Annotated in this window: 20 protein-coding genes; 7 read left to right on the top strand and 13 right to left on the bottom strand. The window is 45.2% G+C overall.

Annotated features, from left to right (window positions below):
- Positions 1-5 precede the first annotated feature (5 nt).
- From hisD to hisIE, 7 genes are read left to right on the top strand one after another with little or no spacing between them, the layout of a single operon-like run.
- Positions 6-1,310 carry a histidinol dehydrogenase gene (gene hisD / locus JM656_RS08255; RefSeq protein ID WP_203360747.1) on the top strand — a complete coding sequence of 435 codons (1,305 nt, stop codon included), beginning with the start codon at positions 6-8 and terminating at the stop codon, positions 1,308-1,310.
- Positions 1,307-2,386 (top strand): histidinol-phosphate transaminase, encoded by a 1,080-nt coding sequence (gene hisC, locus JM656_RS08250; protein ID WP_203360746.1) that lies wholly within the window; start codon positions 1,307-1,309, stop codon positions 2,384-2,386. Before hisD ends, hisC begins: the two co-directional genes overlap by 4 nt.
- Positions 2,383-3,450 carry a bifunctional histidinol-phosphatase/imidazoleglycerol-phosphate dehydratase HisB gene (hisB, locus tag JM656_RS08245; RefSeq protein WP_203360745.1) on the top strand — a complete coding sequence of 356 codons (1,068 nt, stop codon included), beginning with the start codon at positions 2,383-2,385 and terminating at the stop codon, positions 3,448-3,450. The genes hisC and hisB overlap by 4 nt, the downstream gene beginning before the upstream one ends.
- A complete protein-coding gene (gene hisH / locus JM656_RS08240; RefSeq protein ID WP_203360744.1) occupies positions 3,450-4,040 on the top strand; it encodes an imidazole glycerol phosphate synthase subunit HisH in 591 nt (196 codons plus the stop codon). The genes hisB and hisH overlap by 1 nt, the downstream gene beginning before the upstream one ends.
- Positions 4,040-4,777: a 1-(5-phosphoribosyl)-5-[(5-phosphoribosylamino)methylideneamino]imidazole-4-carboxamide isomerase gene (hisA, locus tag JM656_RS08235; protein WP_203360743.1), complete on the top strand. Its 738-nt coding sequence runs from the start codon at positions 4,040-4,042 to the stop codon at positions 4,775-4,777. Before hisH ends, hisA begins: the two co-directional genes overlap by 1 nt.
- The gene (gene hisF / locus JM656_RS08230; protein WP_203360742.1) at positions 4,759-5,535 is read left to right on the top strand and encodes an imidazole glycerol phosphate synthase subunit HisF; all 777 of its coding nucleotides are present in this window, start codon (positions 4,759-4,761) and stop codon (positions 5,533-5,535) included. Before hisA ends, hisF begins: the two co-directional genes overlap by 19 nt.
- Positions 5,529-6,140: a bifunctional phosphoribosyl-AMP cyclohydrolase/phosphoribosyl-ATP diphosphatase HisIE gene (gene hisIE / locus JM656_RS08225; protein WP_203360741.1), complete on the top strand. Its 612-nt coding sequence runs from the start codon at positions 5,529-5,531 to the stop codon at positions 6,138-6,140. Before hisF ends, hisIE begins: the two co-directional genes overlap by 7 nt.
- 80 nt (positions 6,141-6,220) lie before the next feature.
- Here hisIE and wzzB read toward each other — a convergent pair whose 3' ends face one another.
- From wzzB to rfbB, 13 genes are all read right to left on the bottom strand, one after another.
- The gene (gene wzzB, locus JM656_RS08220; RefSeq protein ID WP_203361244.1) at positions 6,221-7,204 is read right to left on the bottom strand and encodes an LPS O-antigen chain length determinant protein WzzB; all 984 of its coding nucleotides are present in this window, start codon (positions 7,202-7,204) and stop codon (positions 6,221-6,223) included.
- Positions 7,205-7,348: 144 nt separating this feature from the next.
- Complete coding sequence (gene ugd, locus JM656_RS08215) at positions 7,349-8,515, bottom strand: UDP-glucose 6-dehydrogenase (RefSeq protein WP_203360740.1); 1,167 nt, start codon at positions 8,513-8,515, stop codon at positions 7,349-7,351.
- Between the two features lie 239 nt (positions 8,516-8,754).
- Positions 8,755-10,161, bottom strand: coding sequence for an NADP-dependent phosphogluconate dehydrogenase (gndA, locus tag JM656_RS08210; RefSeq protein ID WP_203360739.1), 1,407 nt, complete (start codon positions 10,159-10,161; stop codon positions 8,755-8,757).
- Positions 10,162-10,607: 446 nt separating this feature from the next.
- Positions 10,608-10,940 carry a hypothetical protein gene (locus JM656_RS22270; RefSeq protein ID WP_238929209.1) on the bottom strand — a complete coding sequence of 111 codons (333 nt, stop codon included), beginning with the start codon at positions 10,938-10,940 and terminating at the stop codon, positions 10,608-10,610.
- Positions 10,941-11,522: 582 nt separating this feature from the next.
- A complete protein-coding gene (locus JM656_RS08200; RefSeq protein WP_203360738.1) occupies positions 11,523-12,404 on the bottom strand; it encodes a glycosyltransferase in 882 nt (293 codons plus the stop codon).
- A gap of 22 nt (positions 12,405-12,426) precedes the next feature.
- A complete protein-coding gene (locus JM656_RS08195) occupies positions 12,427-13,320 on the bottom strand; it encodes a rhamnosyltransferase (protein ID WP_203360737.1) in 894 nt (297 codons plus the stop codon).
- A gap of 10 nt (positions 13,321-13,330) precedes the next feature.
- The gene (locus JM656_RS08190; protein ID WP_203360736.1) at positions 13,331-14,500 is read right to left on the bottom strand and encodes a CDP-glycerol glycerophosphotransferase family protein; all 1,170 of its coding nucleotides are present in this window, start codon (positions 14,498-14,500) and stop codon (positions 13,331-13,333) included.
- Positions 14,490-15,704, bottom strand: coding sequence for an oligosaccharide flippase family protein (locus JM656_RS08185; protein ID WP_203360735.1), 1,215 nt, complete (start codon positions 15,702-15,704; stop codon positions 14,490-14,492). The genes JM656_RS08190 and JM656_RS08185 overlap by 11 nt, the downstream gene beginning before the upstream one ends.
- Before the next feature lie 41 nt (positions 15,705-15,745).
- Positions 15,746-16,138, bottom strand: coding sequence for an adenylyltransferase/cytidyltransferase family protein (locus JM656_RS08180; protein WP_203360734.1), 393 nt, complete (start codon positions 16,136-16,138; stop codon positions 15,746-15,748).
- 2 nt (positions 16,139-16,140) lie between these two features.
- Positions 16,141-16,698, bottom strand: coding sequence for a dTDP-4-dehydrorhamnose 3,5-epimerase (rfbC, locus tag JM656_RS08175; protein ID WP_203360733.1), 558 nt, complete (start codon positions 16,696-16,698; stop codon positions 16,141-16,143).
- A 3-nt stretch (positions 16,699-16,701) separates the two neighbouring features.
- Positions 16,702-17,580, bottom strand: a complete 879-nt coding sequence (gene rfbA, locus JM656_RS08170; protein WP_203360732.1) for a glucose-1-phosphate thymidylyltransferase RfbA — start codon at positions 17,578-17,580, stop codon at positions 16,702-16,704.
- A gap of 51 nt (positions 17,581-17,631) precedes the next feature.
- Positions 17,632-18,531: a dTDP-4-dehydrorhamnose reductase gene (gene rfbD, locus JM656_RS08165; RefSeq protein WP_203360731.1), complete on the bottom strand. Its 900-nt coding sequence runs from the start codon at positions 18,529-18,531 to the stop codon at positions 17,632-17,634.
- Positions 18,531-19,616 carry a dTDP-glucose 4,6-dehydratase gene (gene rfbB, locus JM656_RS08160; RefSeq protein ID WP_203360730.1) on the bottom strand — a complete coding sequence of 362 codons (1,086 nt, stop codon included), beginning with the start codon at positions 19,614-19,616 and terminating at the stop codon, positions 18,531-18,533. The genes rfbD and rfbB overlap by 1 nt, the downstream gene beginning before the upstream one ends.
- Between the last annotated feature and the right edge of the window lie 139 nt (positions 19,617-19,755).

Genomic DNA, 19,755 nt, shown 5'->3' with positions numbered 1-19,755 from the left:
TAGCCATGAGCTTTAATACTATCATTGACTGGAATTCCTGTAGCCCTGAGCAGCAGCGTGATTTGCTGATGCGCCCGGCCATTTCCGCCTCTGACAGCATTACCCGTATCGTTGCGGATATTCTGGATAACGTAAAATCACGGGGTGACGACGCCCTTCGGGAATACAGCGCCAAATTTGACAAAACGGACGTCGGCGCAATGAAAGTCACTGCCGATGAGATCGCCGCGGCCAGCGACAGACTGAGCAACGAGCTCAAGCAGGCCATGGCGGTTGCGGTAAAAAATATTGAGACGTTCCACACCGCGCAAAAACTGCCGACGGTGGATGTGGAAACCCTGCCCGGCGTACGCTGCCAGCAGGTGACCCGCCCGGTGAGCTCTGTTGGCCTGTATATCCCCGGCGGTTCCGCCCCGCTCTTCTCGACTGTTTTGATGCTTGCCACGCCAGCACGTATTGCTGGCTGCAAAAAAGTGGTGCTTTGCTCACCTCCGCCAATTGCCGACGAAATTCTCTACGCGGCAAAGCTGTGCGGCGTGCAGGAGGTCTTCAACGTTGGCGGCGCGCAGGCGATTGCCGCGCTGGCCTTTGGCAGCGAATCTGTCCCTAAAGTGGATAAAATCTTTGGTCCCGGCAATGCCTTTGTCACCGAGGCTAAACGCCAGATCAGCCAACGCCTCGACGGCGCGGCCATCGATATGCCAGCAGGACCGTCAGAAGTGCTGGTGATTGCCGACAGCGGCGCGACGCCAGATTTCGTTGCCTCCGACCTGCTCTCCCAGGCGGAACATGGCCCTGACTCGCAGGTCATTCTGTTAACGCCAGATACCGATCTCGCCCGTCGGGTAGCCGACGCCGTTGAACGCCAGTTAGCTGAACTGCCGCGCGCAGAAACGGCACGTCAGGCGCTGAGCGCCAGTCGACTGATTGTGACGAACGATTTGGCGCAATGTGTGGCCATTTCTAACCTGTATGGACCGGAACACCTGATCATTCAGACCCGCAATGCGCGCGAACTGGTCGATGAAATCACCAGCGCAGGCTCCGTCTTCCTGGGCGACTGGTCACCCGAATCCGCGGGCGATTATGCTTCCGGCACCAACCACGTGTTGCCGACCTATGGCTACACGGCGACCTGTTCCAGCCTTGGGCTGGCAGATTTCCAGAAACGGATGACCGTACAGGAACTGTCACGTGAAGGTTTCTCCGCCCTGGCCTCTACCATCGAGACGCTGGCGGCAGCCGAACGCCTGAGCGCCCATAAAAATGCCGTCACCCTGCGTGTTAACGCCCTGAAGGAGCAAGCATGAGCACCGAAAACACCCTCAGCGTCACCGACTTAGCCCGTGAAAACGTCCGCAAACTGATACCGTACCAGTCGGCACGCCGTCTGGGTGGTAACGGCGATGTCTGGCTGAACGCCAATGAATTTCCCACGGCGGTCAATTTTCAGCTTACCCAGCAGACGCTCAATCGTTACCCGGAATGTCAGCCAAAAGCGGTCATTGCCAACTATGCCCAGTATGCAGGGGTGAAGCCAGAGCAGGTACTGGTCAGCCGTGGCGCAGATGAAGGTATCGAATTACTGGTCCGCGCGTTTTGTGAGCCGGGCAAAGATGCGATTCTTTACTGCCCACCCACCTACGGTATGTATAGCGTCAGCGCTGAAACGATCGGCGTGGAGTGCCGTACCGTGCCTACGCTTGAAAACTGGCAGCTGGATATGCAGGGCATTTCGGACAAGCTTGAGGGCGTGAAAGTGGTGTACGTCTGTAGTCCGAACAACCCGACCGGGCAACTGATCAACCCGCAGGATCTGCGGACATTGCTGGAGCTGACCCGCGGAAAAGCCATTGTGATTGCCGATGAGGCGTATATTGAGTTTTGCCCGCAGGCAACGCTTGCTGGCTGGCTCGATGAATACCCCAACCTGGTCATCTTACGGACACTGTCTAAAGCGTTTGCCCTTGCCGGATTACGCTGCGGGTTTACGCTGGCCAGCGAAGAGGTCATCACTCTGCTACTGAAAGTCATCGCCCCCTATCCGCTTTCCACACCGGTTGCCGACATCGCCGCCCAGGCCTTAAGTCCGCAGGGCATTACCACGATGCGCGAGCGCGTGTCGCAGATCCTGGTCGAGCGTCAGTATCTGGTCAATGCTCTGAAAGAAATAGCCTGCGTAGAACAGGTCTTCGACTCCGAAACCAACTACGTTCTGGCGCGGTTCGCCGCCTCCAGCAGCGTGTTTAAATCGTTGTGGGATCAGGGCATTATCTTACGGGATCAGAATAAACAACCTTCTTTAAGCGGCTGTCTGCGGATCACTGTGGGAACCCGCGAAGAAAGCCAGCGCGTCATCGACGCCTTACGTGCGGAGCAAGTATGAGCCAGAAGTATCTTTTTATTGACCGTGATGGAACCCTGATTTCTGAACCGCCGAGTGATTTTCAGGTCGATTGCTTCGACAAACTGGCGTTTGAGCCTGACGTTGTCCCCGTTCTGCTAAAGCTGCAAAAAGCAGGCTTTAAACTGGTGATGATAACCAACCAGGATGGGCTGGGAACACAGAGCTTCCCGCAGGCGGATTTTGAGGGTCCGCACAACCTGATGATGCAGATTTTTACCTCTCAGGGCGTGCTGTTTGATGAAGTTCTGATCTGCCCACACCTGCCCGCGGATGCGTGCGACTGCCGTAAACCGAAGGTCAAACTGGTTGAACACTATCTGGCCGAACAGGCAATCGACAGCGTTAACAGCTATGTCATTGGCGATCGTGTCACTGATATCCAGTTGGCTGAAAACATGGGGATCACCGGCCTACGCTACCACCGCGAAAATCTGAACTGGGCGATGATTGGCGAACAGCTGACGAAACGCGACCGTTACGCCCGCGTTGAGCGCAACACCAAAGAGACGCAGATTGACGTCAAGGTGTGGCTCGACCGCGAAGGCAGCAGCAAGATCAACACGGGCGTCGGCTTCTTTGACCACATGCTGGATCAAATCGCCACCCACGGCGGCTTTCGTATGGAGATTGCCGTTAAGGGCGACCTCTACATCGACGATCACCATACGGTCGAAGACACCGGTCTGGCGCTGGGCGAAGCGTTAAAACTGGCGCTGGGCGACAAACGCGGCATCAACCGTTTTGGTTTTGTTCTGCCGATGGATGAATGCCTGGCGCGCTGTGCGCTGGATATCTCCGGGCGTCCGCACCTGGAATACCGCGCCGAATTTACCTACCAGCGTGTCGGCGATCTGAGCACCGAGATGGTTGAGCACTTCTTCCGCTCGCTCTCCTACACCATGGGTGTGACATTGCACCTGAAAACCAAAGGCAAAAATGACCACCACCGCGTGGAAAGCCTGTTTAAAGCGTTTGGTCGTACTCTGCGTCAGGCGATTCGCGTGGAGGGTGACACGCTTCCTTCCTCGAAAGGAGTGCTGTGATGAACGTGGTGATCCTCGACACGGGCTGTGCCAACCTGAACTCGGTGAAATCCGCCGTGGTGCGCCACGGATACGATCCGGTGGTCAGTCGCGACCCTGATATTGTTCTGCGGGCAGACAAATTGTTTCTGCCGGGTGTGGGTACCGCGCAAGCGGCGATGGACCAGTTGCGCCAGCGAGAACTGATTGAGCTTATCAAAGCCTGTACCCAGCCGGTGTTGGGTATTTGCTTAGGCATGCAGCTTCTGGGTCGTCGTAGCGAAGAAACCCACGGTGTTGATTTGTTGGGGATTATCGACCAGGACGTCCCTAAAATGACCGACTTTGGTCTGCCGTTACCGCATATGGGCTGGAACCGCGTCTACCCACAGGCCGGGAATCGTCTGTTCCAGGGCATTGAAGACGGCGCTTATTTTTACTTCGTGCACAGCTACGCGATGCCGGTGAACCCGTGGACCATCGCTCAGTGTCATTACGGCGAACCGTTCACCGCCGCCGTGCAAAAAGATAACTTCTTTGGCGTGCAATTCCACCCGGAACGTTCGGGTGCCGCTGGCGCACAGTTGCTGAAAAACTTCCTGGAGATGTGATGATTATTCCAGCATTAGATTTAATCGACGGCACCGTGGTACGCCTCCATCAGGGCGATTACGCCCAACAGCGCGATTACGGAAGCGATCCCCTGCCCCGTTTGCAGGATTACGCGGCCCAGGGAGCAGAAGTGCTGCACCTGGTCGATCTGACTGGGGCAAAAGATCCGGCAAAAAGACAAATTCCGCTGATTAAAGCCCTGGTGGCTGGCGTTAACGTGCCTGTACAGGTTGGCGGCGGCGTACGCAGCGAAGACGACGTGGCGGCATTGCTTGAAGCTGGCGTCGCGCGCGTGGTGGTCGGCTCCACGGCGGTAAAATCCCCTGACGTAGTTAAACGTTGGTTCAAACGCTTTGGCGCCGACGCACTGGTGCTGGCGCTGGATGTGCGCATTGACGATCAGGGCAATAAGCAGGTGGCCGTCAGCGGTTGGCAGGAAAACTCCGGCGTTTCTTTGGAACAGCTGGTCGAAATGTATCTGCCGGTCGGCCTGAAGCATGTGCTGTGCACCGATATTTCTCGCGACGGTACGCTGGCAGGCTCCAACGTCGCACTGTATGAGGAAGTGTGCGCCAAATACCCGCAGGTGGCATTTCAGTCCTCCGGCGGGATTGGCGACATCAATGACGTTGCCGCGCTTCGCGGAACCGGCGTTCGCGGCGTGATCGTCGGACGCGCATTGCTGGAAGGCAAATTTACCGTTAAGGAGGCTATCCAATGCTGGCAAAACGCATAATCCCTTGCCTGGATGTTCGTGATGGTCAGGTCGTCAAAGGCGTACAATTTCGCAACCATGAAATCATCGGCGACATCGTGCCCCTGGCGAAGCGCTATGCCGAAGAAGGTGCCGATGAGCTGGTGTTCTACGATATCACCGCCTCCAGCGATGGCCGTGTCGTCGACAAGAGTTGGGTCTCCCGCGTAGCGGAAGTGATCGACATTCCGTTCTGCGTGGCGGGTGGGATTAAGTCGGCAGAAGACGCCGCAAAAATTCTCTCCTTCGGTGCGGATAAAATATCCATCAACTCTCCGGCGCTCGCCGACCCGGAGCTGATCACCCGCCTGGCCGATCGCTTTGGCGTGCAGTGTATCGTGGTGGGAATTGACACCTGGTTTGACGCTGAAACCGGCAAATACCACGTTAACCAGTATACCGGCGATGAGAGCCGTACCCGCGTCACGACCTGGGAAACCCTCGACTGGGTTCGGGAAGTACAAAAACGCGGTGCCGGTGAAATCGTCCTCAATATGATGAATCAGGACGGTGTGCGTAATGGTTACGATCTGGTGCAGCTTAAGAAAGTGCGTGAGGTTTGCTGCGTACCGCTGATCGCCTCTGGCGGTGCAGGCACCATGGAACACTTCCTGGAAGCCTTCCGCGATACTGATGTTGACGGCGCACTTGCCGCTTCCGTCTTTCACAAACAGATCATTAATATTGGTGAATTAAAAAAGTACCTGGCAACCCAGGGTGTGGAGATCAGGATATGTTAACAGAGCAACAGCGCAGCCAACTGGACTGGGAAAAAACCGACGGACTGATGCCTGTCGTTGTACAGCATGCGGTATCCGGTGAAGTGTTGATGCTGGGATATATGAACCCGCAAGCGCTGGATAAAACGATAGAAAGCGGCAAAGTCACTTTCTTCTCACGCACCAAACAGCGTCTGTGGACCAAAGGCGAGACGTCAGGCCATTTCCTCAATGTAGTCAGCATTGCGCCGGATTGCGATAACGACACCCTGCTGGTGCTGGTCAATCCGATTGGGCCAACCTGCCATAAAGGCAGCAGCAGTTGTTTTGGCGAAACCAGCCACCAGTGGTTGTTCCTCTACCAGCTTGAACAACTGCTGGCCGAGCGTAAGAGTGCCGATCCGGCAAGTTCCTACACCGCGAAGCTTTACGCCAGTGGTACCAAGCGCATCGCGCAAAAAGTCGGTGAAGAAGGCGTCGAAACGGCGCTCGCCGCGACGGTTAACGATCGTGCTGAACTGACCAATGAAGCTTCAGATTTGATGTATCACCTTCTGGTGCTGCTGCAGGATCAGGATCTCGACCTGACGACGGTCATTGAGAATTTACGCCAGCGGCATCAGTAAATTCAGAACGTAAAAAAACCGGGCAATGCCCGGTTTTTTGTCGGTCGGATAAGCGCATCGCCATCCGACATAGAGAAAAATTATTGTGCTTTTGGCTTGTAGTTACGCAGCGCATTACGCCCCAGAACCACACCCGCACCAATCATTCCACCCAGCAACACGGCCAACACCAGCGTAATCGCACGTTTCGGGCTGTCGCGACGAATCGGCAGCGTCGGTTTCATCACATAGCGATAGGCATGAATTGCGGAAGTGTCTACTTTCAGCTTTTCAATATCCAGCAGGTTCTGTTTCGTCTGATAATAGTTTGCTGAAAAGATCAGAGGGCGTGTCGCTTCATGCTCAATCATTGACTTCAGCGCATCACTACCCAGCAGGAACATGGTGTCTTGTGTGACATCCTGAGTCTGTTGGATTTGCGGTTTGGCGATATTAGCCTGAGTCGCAAACTTGAGCGCTTCCTGAATTTGCTGAATACGTAACTCTTTTTGCTCCTGAGACACCACTTCCAGTGTCTTCAGCGAGTCCTGAAGCGTCGTTGTCTGCAATTTAATATTATCTTTCAGGTCAGCATCCAGCTCTTTCGCGACCTTCTCATCAACCTGCTGGATATACTCCGCCAGTTGACGTTGGGCACCTTCAGCAGAATCACTCACATAAGAGACAACCAGTGGCAACTGTTGGCCTTTCACCGACGGTCCAATGGTCAATTTTTCTGGTTCTTCTTTGTTGTCTAACGTTTCTGCCAATGCTGAAAAAGTCGTGTTAAAACGACCGATAAATCCGGTCTGAATCTCACTGACTTTAGGTGCGTTATTACCATACAACACGTTCATCGCATTGTTATAACTGGCAATTTGCCCCACTTCGGGTTGAGTCACAATCGCTGTCGACGTCCATTTCTCCTTCGCTACGGCCAGATAACCCGCAGCCAGCGCAATAGCAACAATCACAGAAACGATGATCGTTACCTTCCCGCGCCACAATTGCATCACTAAGTCAATTAAATCAATTTGTTCCGGATCGTTACTGCGCCCAGCGAGGTTGTGATTATCCACTCTTATCAATATCCTAACGAGAAAAGGCTTAAGCTCGAAATAGTGTAGTCATAAACATCGTGAAAGCCATAGGATAATTGATAAAAATTACATATTATTTGAATGTTTTTGATAGGCAACCAGGGCTGTTTTAGCCCTGATTAAATTGAGTTAATCGCTGCCGAAAAGATCTCGGGTATACACTTTGTCTGCGACATCCTGAAGTTCAGTTGCCATGCGATTAGAAATAATCACATCAGCTTCCTGCTTAAAAGTGGTTAAGTTTCGCTCAAGTCGGGAGTTGAAAAATGCGTCTTCCTGCATGACCGGTTCGTAAATAATGACGTCAACCCCTTTGGCCTTGATGCGCTTCATGATCCCCTGAATAGAGGATGCACGGAAATTGTCGGAACCACTCTTCATTATCAGTCGATAAATACCCACCACCTTCGGTTTTCTTGCCAGGATCGCATCAGCGATAAAATCTTTACGTGTGCGGTTGGCATCCACAATGGCAGAAATAATATTGTTTGGCACCGACTGGTAATTCGCCAGAAGTTGTTTGGTATCTTTCGGCAAGCAATAGCCACCATAACCAAATGATGGATTGTTGTAATGGTTGCCAATCCGAGGGTCCAGGCACACCCCTTCAATAATCTGCCGCGCGTTAAGGCCTAAACTTTCTGCATAACTGTCGAGCTCATTAAAGTAAGCCACACGCATAGCCAGATAGGTATTGGCGAACAGCTTAATTGCCTCTGCTTCGGTAGAATCGGTAAAAAGCGTGGGGATATCCTGTTTAATCGCCCCTTCCTGTAACAACGCGGCAAACCGTTCTGCACGTTCTGAGCGTTCACCGATCACAATCCGTGAAGGATGCAGGTTATCGTAGAGAGCTTTACCTTCGCGCAGGAATTCGGGAGAGAAAATGATATTTTGAGTATTAAATTTTTTAGACATTGCCGCCGTAAAACCAACAGGAACTGTTGATTTAATGACCATTACTGCATCTGGGTTAATGTCTAAGACATCCTGGATAACAGACTCTACACTGGATGTATTAAAATAGTTAGTTTTTGGATCATAATCGGTCGGCGTGGCAATAATGACATAATCAGCATTTTGGTAGGCGTATTTTTTATTCAGTGTAGCTTCGAAGTGAATATCAACAGACTGCAGAAATTGTTGAATTTCTTTATCAACAATAGGAGATATCCGATCATTTAGCATTTCAACACGTGAAGAGATAATGTCTAATGCGATTACCTGATGATGCTGGGCGATAAGTAGACCATTAGACAGACCAACATATCCGGTACCAGAAATGGTGATATTCATTTCACACTCTCAGAATTAACTTAATATATTAATCACGATGTTTTACACCCTGATAAGATTTAAAAGTTTTAACGCCTGAGTGAATATTATGTCAATGAAGGCGAAAACATTTCGGATTTTCTTTATCAGAATAAAAGATATTTATTAAGTTAGTATTAAGGAGTGAAAAGAAATCAATCAGATTACAGACAAAAAAAAGCCCGGTTATAAACCGGGCTCACGCATACATAGTTTCAGTATTATTCCAGCCATTCGGTATGGAAAACACCTTCTTTATCAGTGCGTTTATACGTATGCGCACCAAAGTAGTCACGCTGAGCCTGGATCAGGTTAGCAGGCAAAACAGCGGCACGATAGCTGTCGTAGTAGGCAACAGCTGCGGAGAAGGTCGGAACAGGAATACCGTTCTGAACCGCATAAGCCACCACGTCACGCAGCGCTTGCTGGTATTCATCAGCGATGTTCTTGAAGTATGGAGCCAACAGCAGATTTGCAATGTTCGCATTCTCGGCATAGGCATCGGTGATCTTTTGCAGGAACTGGGCACGAATGATGCAACCCGCGCGGAAGATTTTCGCAATCTCACCGTAGTTCAGATCCCAGTTGTACTCGTCAGAAGCAGCCCGCAGCTGAGAGAAGCCCTGAGCGTAGGAAACAATTTTACCCAGATACAGAGCACGACGAACTTTCTCGATAAATTCTGCTTTTTCACCTGCCAACTGCGCTTTCGGTCCTGTCAGAACCTTAGACGCCGCCACACGCTGATCTTTCAGCGAGGAGATGTAACGTGCAAATACAGACTCGGTGATCAGAGACAGCGGTTCGCCAAGGTCGAGAGAACTCTGGCTGGTCCATTTTCCGGTACCTTTGTTAGCTGCTTCGTCGAGGATCACATCGACCAGGAATTTACCTTCTTCATCTTTTTTGGTGAAGATGTCTTTCGTAATGTCGATCAGGTAGCTGCTCAACTCACCGTTATTCCACTCGGTAAAGGTGCTCGCCAGCTCTTCATTACTAAGGTTCAGACCGCCTTTCAGAAGGGAATACGCTTCAGCGATCAGTTGCATGTCACCATATTCGATGCCGTTGTGCACCATCTTCACATAATGGCCCGCGCCATCAGCACCGATGTAGGTTACGCAAGGCTCACCATCTTCAGCAACGGCTGCAATCTTCGTCAGAATCGGCGCAACCAGTTCGTAGGCTTCTTTCTGACCACCGGGCATGATAGAAGGCCCTTTCAGCGCGCCCTCCTCACCACCGGAAACACCGGTACCGATGAAGTTGAAACCTTCGGCAGAAAGTTCACGGTTACGACGAATGGTGTCCTGGAAGAAGGTGTTACCACCATCAATGATGATGTCGCCCTTATCCAGATACGGCTTCAGTGAATCGATAGCGGCATCGGTACCCGCGCCGGCTTTCACCATTAACAGGATACGACGAGGCGTTTCAAGGGATTCAACAAACTCTTTTACCGTGTAGTAAGGCGCCAGTTTCTTGCCGGGATTCTCGGCAATCACTTCTTCGGTCTTTTCACGGGAGCGGTTGAAAACGGAGACGGTATAACCACGGCTTTCGATGTTGAGCGCCAGGTTGCGCCCCATCACTGCCATACCGACGACGCCGATCTGCTGCTTAGACATTACATACTCCTGTCAGGTGTGGTCACCGCGCGACGTTTGCGCGGCTTGAATGTATAAGAATGTTAACTCACATTTACAACGTAGGATAGAGTTGAGATCTATTAAAAGTCTTCACAAGAATTACTATATAAGTGAGTAAGACCCCACTCTACATCGCGAGAAAAGAGTTAATACTATTAATTGCATCACACATCAACTAAATATGAATATGCTATCAAAAATTATCAAAACCGATTACTCGAAAGAATTGCACACGCAGAACGAATATAAAAATTTCTATTTTGCCAGTTAAATAAGGCGGTGATAAATATCATCCAACAGGTTAAGAAACAAAAACCCATATCGACCAATATAACTACTGCTCAGTCAAATCCTGTAGAAACAGTAAGTTGAGGCGTTATCTTATTAAAGTTGTAGCGTTCTACAACATTAGGGGTGTATATTTTCTATACAAAACAAGGTAATATAGCTCCCAGTATAAAATCCAATACTTTACCTTTATTATAATTGTTACTTAATTCCTGCTCAATTAAATTCACATTGGTGATAAAACATACAGACAAACCCAAAAAGCCAGTAGATACATAATCAAAAACAGGGTCTGCTTGATCTATTTTAAATATCTCTTTTTCATCGGTATATCCGGATGATATCATCCGCTTATCACCCAAAAAACCAAAAAAGACGATATCAATAATAACTAAAACACACCCAATGATCTTGGCGTTAATATCTAAAGACTTCGACTTCCGTATGTGATTTATGTAAATAAAAGCCATAGGAAAGATAACAAGTAGAATATCACCTCTAATTAACTATTAACAAAGTCACAAATATAGGAAATACAACTCCCACAAGGAAACTTAACTTTTGACGCTTTAACTGACAACAACTAATGCCGAAATATAGCCAATATATATAACATGAAATGCTTCCAAACCAAAATCATTATATGAATAGATGTCTCCACGAAAAATACTGAACATGGGAGTTTGAAAAGAAGGCAAGCAGTCAATTAATAAACCCACGACCACAGTACAAACATTGAACCGAATAACTGGTTGTGTTCTATTGTTATATTCATTTAGAGTAAGCCAGCCTTTTAGCTTGCAATTAAAAAGTCAACCAATAATTAAAAAATTATTAATAAAATGACTTGCAGAGTAACAACACCAAATGAAACATACAAGCCTGATACTGTAGTGAATAAATAAGCGGCACACAAATAAAAGGTAGAGCGTACATCCAAAAAGGATTTAATGATGACAACCGAATATTATTATATTTTAACAACAATTAATAACTTAGATGTCATACAATAAATAATTTAGATATACAAAAACGACTCAAAACAAACATTATCAAATAAGTCTTAATATATAAAAAACCAAAAAAGCATAACGATCGCGAGAACGCCGCCTCATCTGATGAACATTAACTATAATATCTATTTTTGGAAGCAACCGTTTTGTGCCTATATATTTATTAAGTAACGAATTTTCACAACCAAAAAGCTTGAGTAGCTTTACAATCTCTTTTTTGTACCACCCTTCTTTAACTAAATGGTATCTTTTGCATGCAGCTCGAAAGCTTTCATTTGCCCCAACTTGGTTATTAGCATGCTGACGATACAACATCTTACTCTCTTTATCAATATACCATCGATAATGATTACTACGGGCATATGCATATAGCAACCAATCATGTAATGCTACCTTCTTTGATTCAGGGACGTTCTTTAAAAAATGTTGAAAAGCTTGAGCTAGTCTTTTATTAAATACATAGGTACAGCCAGGACCTGCAGCTTCGAAAAAATAGTCAAATTGAACCTGAGGTTGTGATTTATCAATCAGTGTCTGGCGCCCATCCTCCCAAAATGCGATTACATTTCCAGAATAAGCATCAACCTCTTTTTTATTTATTTTTTGTATTGCGTGACTCAATTTATCAGCCAACCAAATATCATCTTGATCAGCGAAGGAAATATAATCATAGTTTTCAAAATGTGCATCAAGAACTAAGCGATAGAAATTCTTACCTGCTGACCCATATTTTTCACCATAAGGTAATAAATGAACATCAGGGTGATTTTTTGCTATGTACTCGAAACTTCCATCAGTGCTTAAATCAACACTAGCTAAAATGTCTACCTGCACATTTTCCTGTATACGAATAGAATTAAGTTGTTCGTCAATCCATTCCTTACCATTATATACTGCCAATAAAACCAATACTCTATACATTATCATTACCCAAATTCATTATTTAAGAATGTTTATTCTCACCCCAACGATTTAAAATCCCATCCACGATAGCTAAAAATGAATTTTTAAAGTATGAGAATTTAAACAGTGCAAATGATAATATAATATTATGTATTATCGAGAAAATAATTTCTCTACAGGCTACTTTTTTCGGCACGTGCTTATAACGTAACAAATGAATTGCATTTCTTGTTCTGTAATAACGTCTCATTGCAGAATGTACCGGTATTCTGAAGCGCCCTATTTTAATAGAGTTATCACCTATCGAATGATACATCTTAGCTGTCGGAATTATATTAACCTTAATCCCATGAGAAAAACAACGCAGACACCATTCAGTATCAACGTAATCAATAAATAATCTACTATCCATTAATCCGACTTTGTGAAATACATTTGATCTTACTAATGTTCCAGAAGATATAACAACAGATGAAGTAAACATATCCATTCTACCATTGGAAAATATTTTTCTTCGATTGCCATAAGCATCAATATCAGTAATAGCATATTCAAACCCGTGTTTCTCATCAAAGAAAACAGGCGCACATACTTCAAAATCATTTTGTTTCATCGCTGATAACAACTTGGGCACAAAATTTTTCTGTATATCACTATCCTGATCAAAAAATATTATATAAGAATATTTATGTTTTAGCGCTAATAAGATCCCATCATTTTGTGCCTGCGCTATTCCCTTATTTCCACCAAGCCATTTGTATCGTTCATAGATAAAATCCTCGACTGCAAGTGGACTATTGTCGATTATAAAAACATCGCAACTCTGTTCTTTAAGGGAATTAATTAATTTTTGGACCCTAGAGACAATCGGATTATATGTAACAATAATAGCACAAGTTTCGTTACTTTCAGTTTTATGCTCTTCTAAATCCATGCTATCAACCTTAATAATTTAATTTATCTTCTGGGCAAAGTTTATTATAGAGCATTTTACTAAAGCTATTTTTTTCACCAAGAACGACTGTGCCGCTAATTTTTTGAAGGACTGTCCCATAAATAAATTTTTGGGGTTCAGCCTTTAGCTCTAGAAGTTTTTGCAATACCTCATCCCAATTCCTTGCTTCATCTCCACCACTAATATCCTGATAGACATGATACATCTCTCTTTCCTCTGATAGATATTCGCTAAGATCAAATGCAGAGAAAATAATGGGTTTTTTGGTTATAGCAAAATCGAATAGTATGCTTGAGTAATCTGTAATTAAGCAGTCATAATTATTTATTTCTTCATAGACATCATCAGAAGAGGAAAGTCTTACCGACTTTGATTTTTTTAATTCTTCTAATAATTTTTGCGGCGGTAAGTTAGCTGGATGTACCCTGATGGTAAGTTCAATTAAGTTGGCCGTCAGAAAACTATCTAGCCGTAAGAAATCAAATTTACATCTTTCACTAAAAAGTAAATCTTTACTCTGCTCATTACTACGATAGGTAGGCATATAGATTACTTTTAAACGATTTTCATCGTCCATTACTTTAGTAGTTCGTGTAAAAACATCATTACGGGGATAGCCACAATCAATAATTTTTTTATTTGAAACACCAAATGCAGAGGCAAAAACAGCATTAAACTCTGGTCCGGGAGAAAGCACGTAATTGTAAAAGTTATTGGTAAATAGTCTGTAGAGGCGACTTTTGTTCCACCACTTACATTCTGCTGGATTGTCATACATTATTTTTTTTAATGGTACTCCATGCCACATTTGTATTCGTTGTGTGTTTAGTGATATAAATAGAGGATTTAGATCAGAGCTGATTGAATGAGAAACAAAAACTTTCGATGCGAGCAACTGATAAAAGATACCTGAGAAACTTTTATAATAGCATGCTTTTAGTTTTTCCTTTTTAAAATAGTCCTCTAGGGTTTTATCTTTATATATCCAAATGGCATTGATATCACTATTTTCATTTAAAAAATGATAAAAATATTTCGAGTTATCTGCAAATTTCGCTCCAAACCAGGATCCAAATATCCATATTTTTTTATTTTTTGGTATAAGAGATTCAATAATTGATAATGGCAACCTTAACACAAGAGAAATCTTATGAAACATTTTTCTTTACTCTTTTTTTGAAAGTATACAGAAGTATTCCACGGCAAATAAGTACCGTTGATTCGGTCACAAGCACGCAGATTGCGACATTCATTCCAGTGATCATATCTTTGTAGTAAAGAATAAAAAGTAGTAGAATTTGAAGGGCACCACCAATAAATACCGTAATGTTAGCCCAGCGCAATTTTCCCAATGCTGCAAAAGCTGGATATCCAAAATTTATACTGACAAACGTAACAATTAGTGATAACAGAAAAACATTAAAAATGTGTACTGAATCTTCGAATCCATTTCCATAGAAAATATGGATAAAATCTGCAGAAATAAAACTAACAACAAGACAACCTAATATAAATAATGGAATTAACACAGCCATTATTTTTAATAATGCCTTGCTATTTCCAGTCCTAGCAAGATATGGGTAAAGTGACTGGCTTACTGGTGAAGATAAACTTTGACCTGCCATATACAGTTTTTCAGCCGCGGAGTACATCGCTGCCTGATGTAACCCAGCGCAACTACCAACGATTAAAGTACTTGCACTCGTATAAACACTGACAGACACACGGGCAAAGAAAAAACCAGAACTGGAATGAAATACGTGTTTAATTAAATACCAGGCAGGATTTCCGATCCTATATCCTTCATGATAAATAGAATATATAGAAATCGCAGTAGCAACAAGGTTGCTGACACAAAGACTAACTAAGACAAAATTAATATCACTTTCTTTTTTTACTAACAGCCACACAAGTACTAAATATGAAAGTTTCGAGATCACCATGTAAATGGTGACATTTTTCAATTTTTCTATCCCCTGGAAAAACCACATTGGCTGGAAAGATTGAAAAAGGACAACGCAACCAACCAGTGCAATAAGATCATGTCGTGAAGCCAAGAGACTATCACTGATTAATAAATACAGTATTAGTGCAATGATAAAAAAAGTGATGAGTACGCTTTTTATTGTATACACAGCACCTATATATTTGGATACTTTTTCTCTATTTTTCGCATTTTTTGCGATCCAATATGATGCCGATAAGTTAAATCCATAATCTGTTATTATGAAGCCAATGGAACACAAGGAAAGTGACATCATAATCATGCCAAATCCATCAGTGCCTAATACTCTACTCAAATATGGAAGTACTAATAGTGGCGCAAGATAATTTGAAAATTGCACCAATGTTAGTGCAACCATATTTTTCAATAACACCTTATTGATCACTGGTTGCTCTCTATTTATTTAGATCGTACAATTTCAATGATTTCTGTCGTTGAAATTGAAGGCGTCCTTGGCAAATATAGAACTGAACATTCGTCTTTAACCCAATCGAACCTTCCCTTCCAGTCATCTCCCATAACAAGAACATCAGCCTTAAATTTTTTAATGTAGTCTAATTTTAGCTCTAGGGACTCCTCGACAAAAACCTCATCGACAAATTTCAAAGAGCTAATTATTTTTAACCTATCTTCTTGGCAATAAATTGGATAGCGTTGTTTTTTACTGAAATTCAATTGATCAGAAGACACGCCGACAATTAGATAATCACCTAACGCTTTCGCGCGTTCAAGTATATTAATATGACCGACATGAAAAACATCAAATGTACCAAACGTAATTATTCTTTTCATATTTACCACTTAATATCTTGAGAAACGTATTCTCGGAATGCGACCTGCTTAGCGTCTTTATCAGATAACTGGACGCCTGCGATATTTCCCCATTCAATACCAATATCTGGATCATTCCACATTAGACCTCGATCGCTTTGCGGATGATAATAGTTTGTCGTTTTGTAGACAAACTCAGCTATCTCACTCAGCACCAGAAAACCATGCGCAAAACCTTCTGGAATCCATAACTGCCGTTTATTTTCAGCCGAGAGATTAACCCCCACCCACTTACCGAATGTCGGGGAAGATTTACGGATATCAACGGCAACATCAAATACTTCCCCAACTACACAACGAACAAGTTTACCCTGTGCATGAGGTTCGAGTTGATAGTGAAGACCACGAAGTACACCCTTTGAAGATTTGGAGTGGTTGTCTTGTACAAACTCAACTTTACGCCCTACAGCCTCTTCAAAGACTTTCTGGCTGAAGCTTTCAAAGAAAAACCCACGATCGTCACCAAATACTTTTGGTTCAAAAATCAAAACATCTGGAATATCAGTCTTAATCACGTTCATCGCTTAGTAACCTTTAATCATTTTAAGCAGATATTGCCCGTAAGCATTTTTCTTCAGCGGCTCGGCCAGCTTTTTCACTTGCTCCGCATCAATGAACCCTTTACGGTAGGCAATCTCTTCTGGGCAAGAAACTTTCAGCCCCTGGCGTTCTTCAATGGTGGCAATGAAATTACTTGCCTCAATCAAGCTTTGATGTGTGCCCGTATCTAGCCACGCATACCCACGACCCATCATGGCTACTGACATACGCCCTTGCTCAAGATAAATACGGTTAATATCGGTAATTTCTAACTCACCACGCGGTGAAGGTTTCAGGCTTTTCGCTATTTCTACAACGTCATTGTCATAAAAATATAACCCCGTTACCGCATAATTACTTTTCGGCTCCAGAGGCTTCTCTTCCAGACTGATGGCCGTACCGTTTTTATCAAATTCAACCACGCCGTAACGTTCTGGATCGTTAACATGATAGGCAAATACTGTGGCCCCACTCTCTTTATCAACTGCCGTAGCCAGCTGTTTAGGCAGATCGTGACCGTAGAAGATGTTGTCCCCCAGGACCAGAGCGCAATCATCTTTACCAATAAACTCTTCACCAATGATAAAGGCCTGTGCGAGACCATCCGGGCTTGGCTGAACTTTATACTGCAGGTTAAGGCCCCACTGGCTGCCATCACCGAGCAACTGCTCAAAGCGAGGCGTATCCTGTGGCGTACTGATAATTAGAATATCGCGAATGCCCGCCAACATCAGCGTAGACAGCGGGTAGTAAATCATCGGTTTATCATAGATCGGCAGCAACTGTTTACTTACCGCCATCGTAACTGGATAAAGACGCGTACCCGAACCACCTGCCAGAATAATACCTTTACGAGTTTTCATTTTGCTTTCTCAAACAGAAAATGCCCTCAGAGGGGCATTAAAAGTAATATGTTAGATTGAAGTTGTTGTGAACAGCTCTTCCAGCATGCGCTTAACGCCCTTTTCCCAGGAAGGTAGCGTTAGGCCAAAATTATGCTGGAATTTTTCTGTATTCAGACGCGAGTTTGCCGGACGTTTCGCCGGGGTAGGATAAGCACTTGTTGGCACGGCATTCAGCTTGTTCAACGCAAGCTCAATACCCGCTTTATGTGCTTCTTCAAATACCAGCGCCGCATAGTCATGCCACGTTGTCGTACCGCTTGCAACCAGATGATAAAGCCCTGCGACCTCGGGATTATTCAATGCCACGCGAATCGCATGCGCCGTACAGTCGGCCAGCAGTTCTGCGCCAGTAGGCGCACCAAACTGATCGTTAATGACAGAAAGTTCTTCACGCGCTTTTGCCAGTTTCAACATCGTTTTGGCGAAGTTATTGCCTTTACCTGCGTATACCCAACTGGTGCGGAAAATAAGATGCTTTTCACAATGCTTTTGCAGGGCCTGTTCACCCGAAAGTTTCGTTTCGCCATAAACATTTAGTGGAGCTGTCGCATCAGTTTCACGCCATGGCCTTTCGCCGTTGCCAGGGAAGACATAATCGGTAGAGTAATGTACTACCCATGCGTCAATGCTGGCAGCCGCTTTTGCAATCGCTTCTACGCTGCGCGCATTCAATAACTCGGATAGCTCGCGATCTGTTTCAGCTTTATCAACTGCAGTATGCGCTGCTGCATTAACAATCACATCGGGACGAATTTTCCGGACTGTTTCAGCAATACCTTCTGGATTACTAAAATCACCGCAAAAATCTTTTGAATGAAGATCAAGGGCAATCAGGTTGCCAAGAGGAGCCAGGGCACGTTGTAATTCCCAGCCCACCTGTCCTGTCTTACCAAACAGAAGGATGTTCATTACTGACGCCCCTCGTAATTCTGTTCAATCCACGTCTGATATGAGCCACTTTTAACATTCGCGACCCATTGTGTATTCTCAAGGTACCATTCCACTGTCTTGCGGATGCCGCTCTCAAACGTCTCTTCTGGTTTCCAGCCTAATTCGCGACTAATTTTGTCCGCATCAATAGCATAACGACGATCATGACCTGGTCTGTCGGCAACATAGGTGATTTGTTCACGATAGGACGCGTCCTTCGGCACTATTTCATCCAGCAGATCACAGATGGTATGTACAACATCAAGGTTTTTCTTCTCATTGTGTCCCCCGATATTGTAGGTCTCCCCTGCTTTACCTTCAGTCACCACGGTATAGAGCGCGCGGGCGTGATCTTCGACATACAGCCAGTCACGAATCTGATCACCTTTGCCATAAATTGGCAGGGATTTACCTTCCAGCGCGTTTAATATGACTAACGGAATCAATTTTTCCGGAAAATGATAAGGACCATAATTATTTGAGCAATTAGTGACAACAGTCGGCAGGCCATAGGTTCTCATCCACGCACGAACCAAATGATCGCTGGAGGCTTTCGATGCAGAATAAGGACTGCTTGGCGCGTAGGCCGTCGTTTCCGTAAACAGTGGAAGTTTCTCGTTGTTAGCTAACTCATCCGGGTGCGGAAGATCGCCATACACTTCATCTGTAGAAATATGGTGAAAGCGGAAAGTCGCTTTTTTCTCACTGGCTAATGAAGACCAATACTTTCTTGCAGCTTCCAGTAAAGTATAGGTACCCACAATATTCGTTTCAATAAATGCAGCCGGGCCGGTGATAGAGCGGTCAACATGACTTTCTGCAGCCAAATGCATTACAGCGTCGGGTTGATGCTCCGCAAATATGCGCTCCATCTTAACTGAGTCGCAAATATCAGCATGTTCAAACAAATAACGTTCATTATCTGAAACATCAATAAGTGACTCAAGATTACCGGCATAGGTTAACTTATCAATATTAACGACGGTATCCTGCGTATTTTTAATTATATGACGAACAACGGCAGATCCAATGAAGCCTGCGCCACCAGTAACAAATATTTTCACGTTTTATTCCGAATTGCATTTGTAGATCCGCATTCAATTTGCTGACCCAGGATTAAATTGCGAGGTATTTATGCACGCTACCGCCCCTGGCTTAACAGCTACCAGCGCACTGCGTACATTCAAAATGATGTTTTCAAGC

It is taken from the genome of Citrobacter sp. R56, assembly GCF_016811995.1.
GTDB classification, from domain to species: Bacteria; Pseudomonadota; Gammaproteobacteria; order Enterobacterales; family Enterobacteriaceae; genus Citrobacter_D; species Citrobacter_D enshiensis.
Note: the sequence above shows the minus strand (reverse complement) of the source record. Positions and strands in the feature narration are given on the sequence as shown.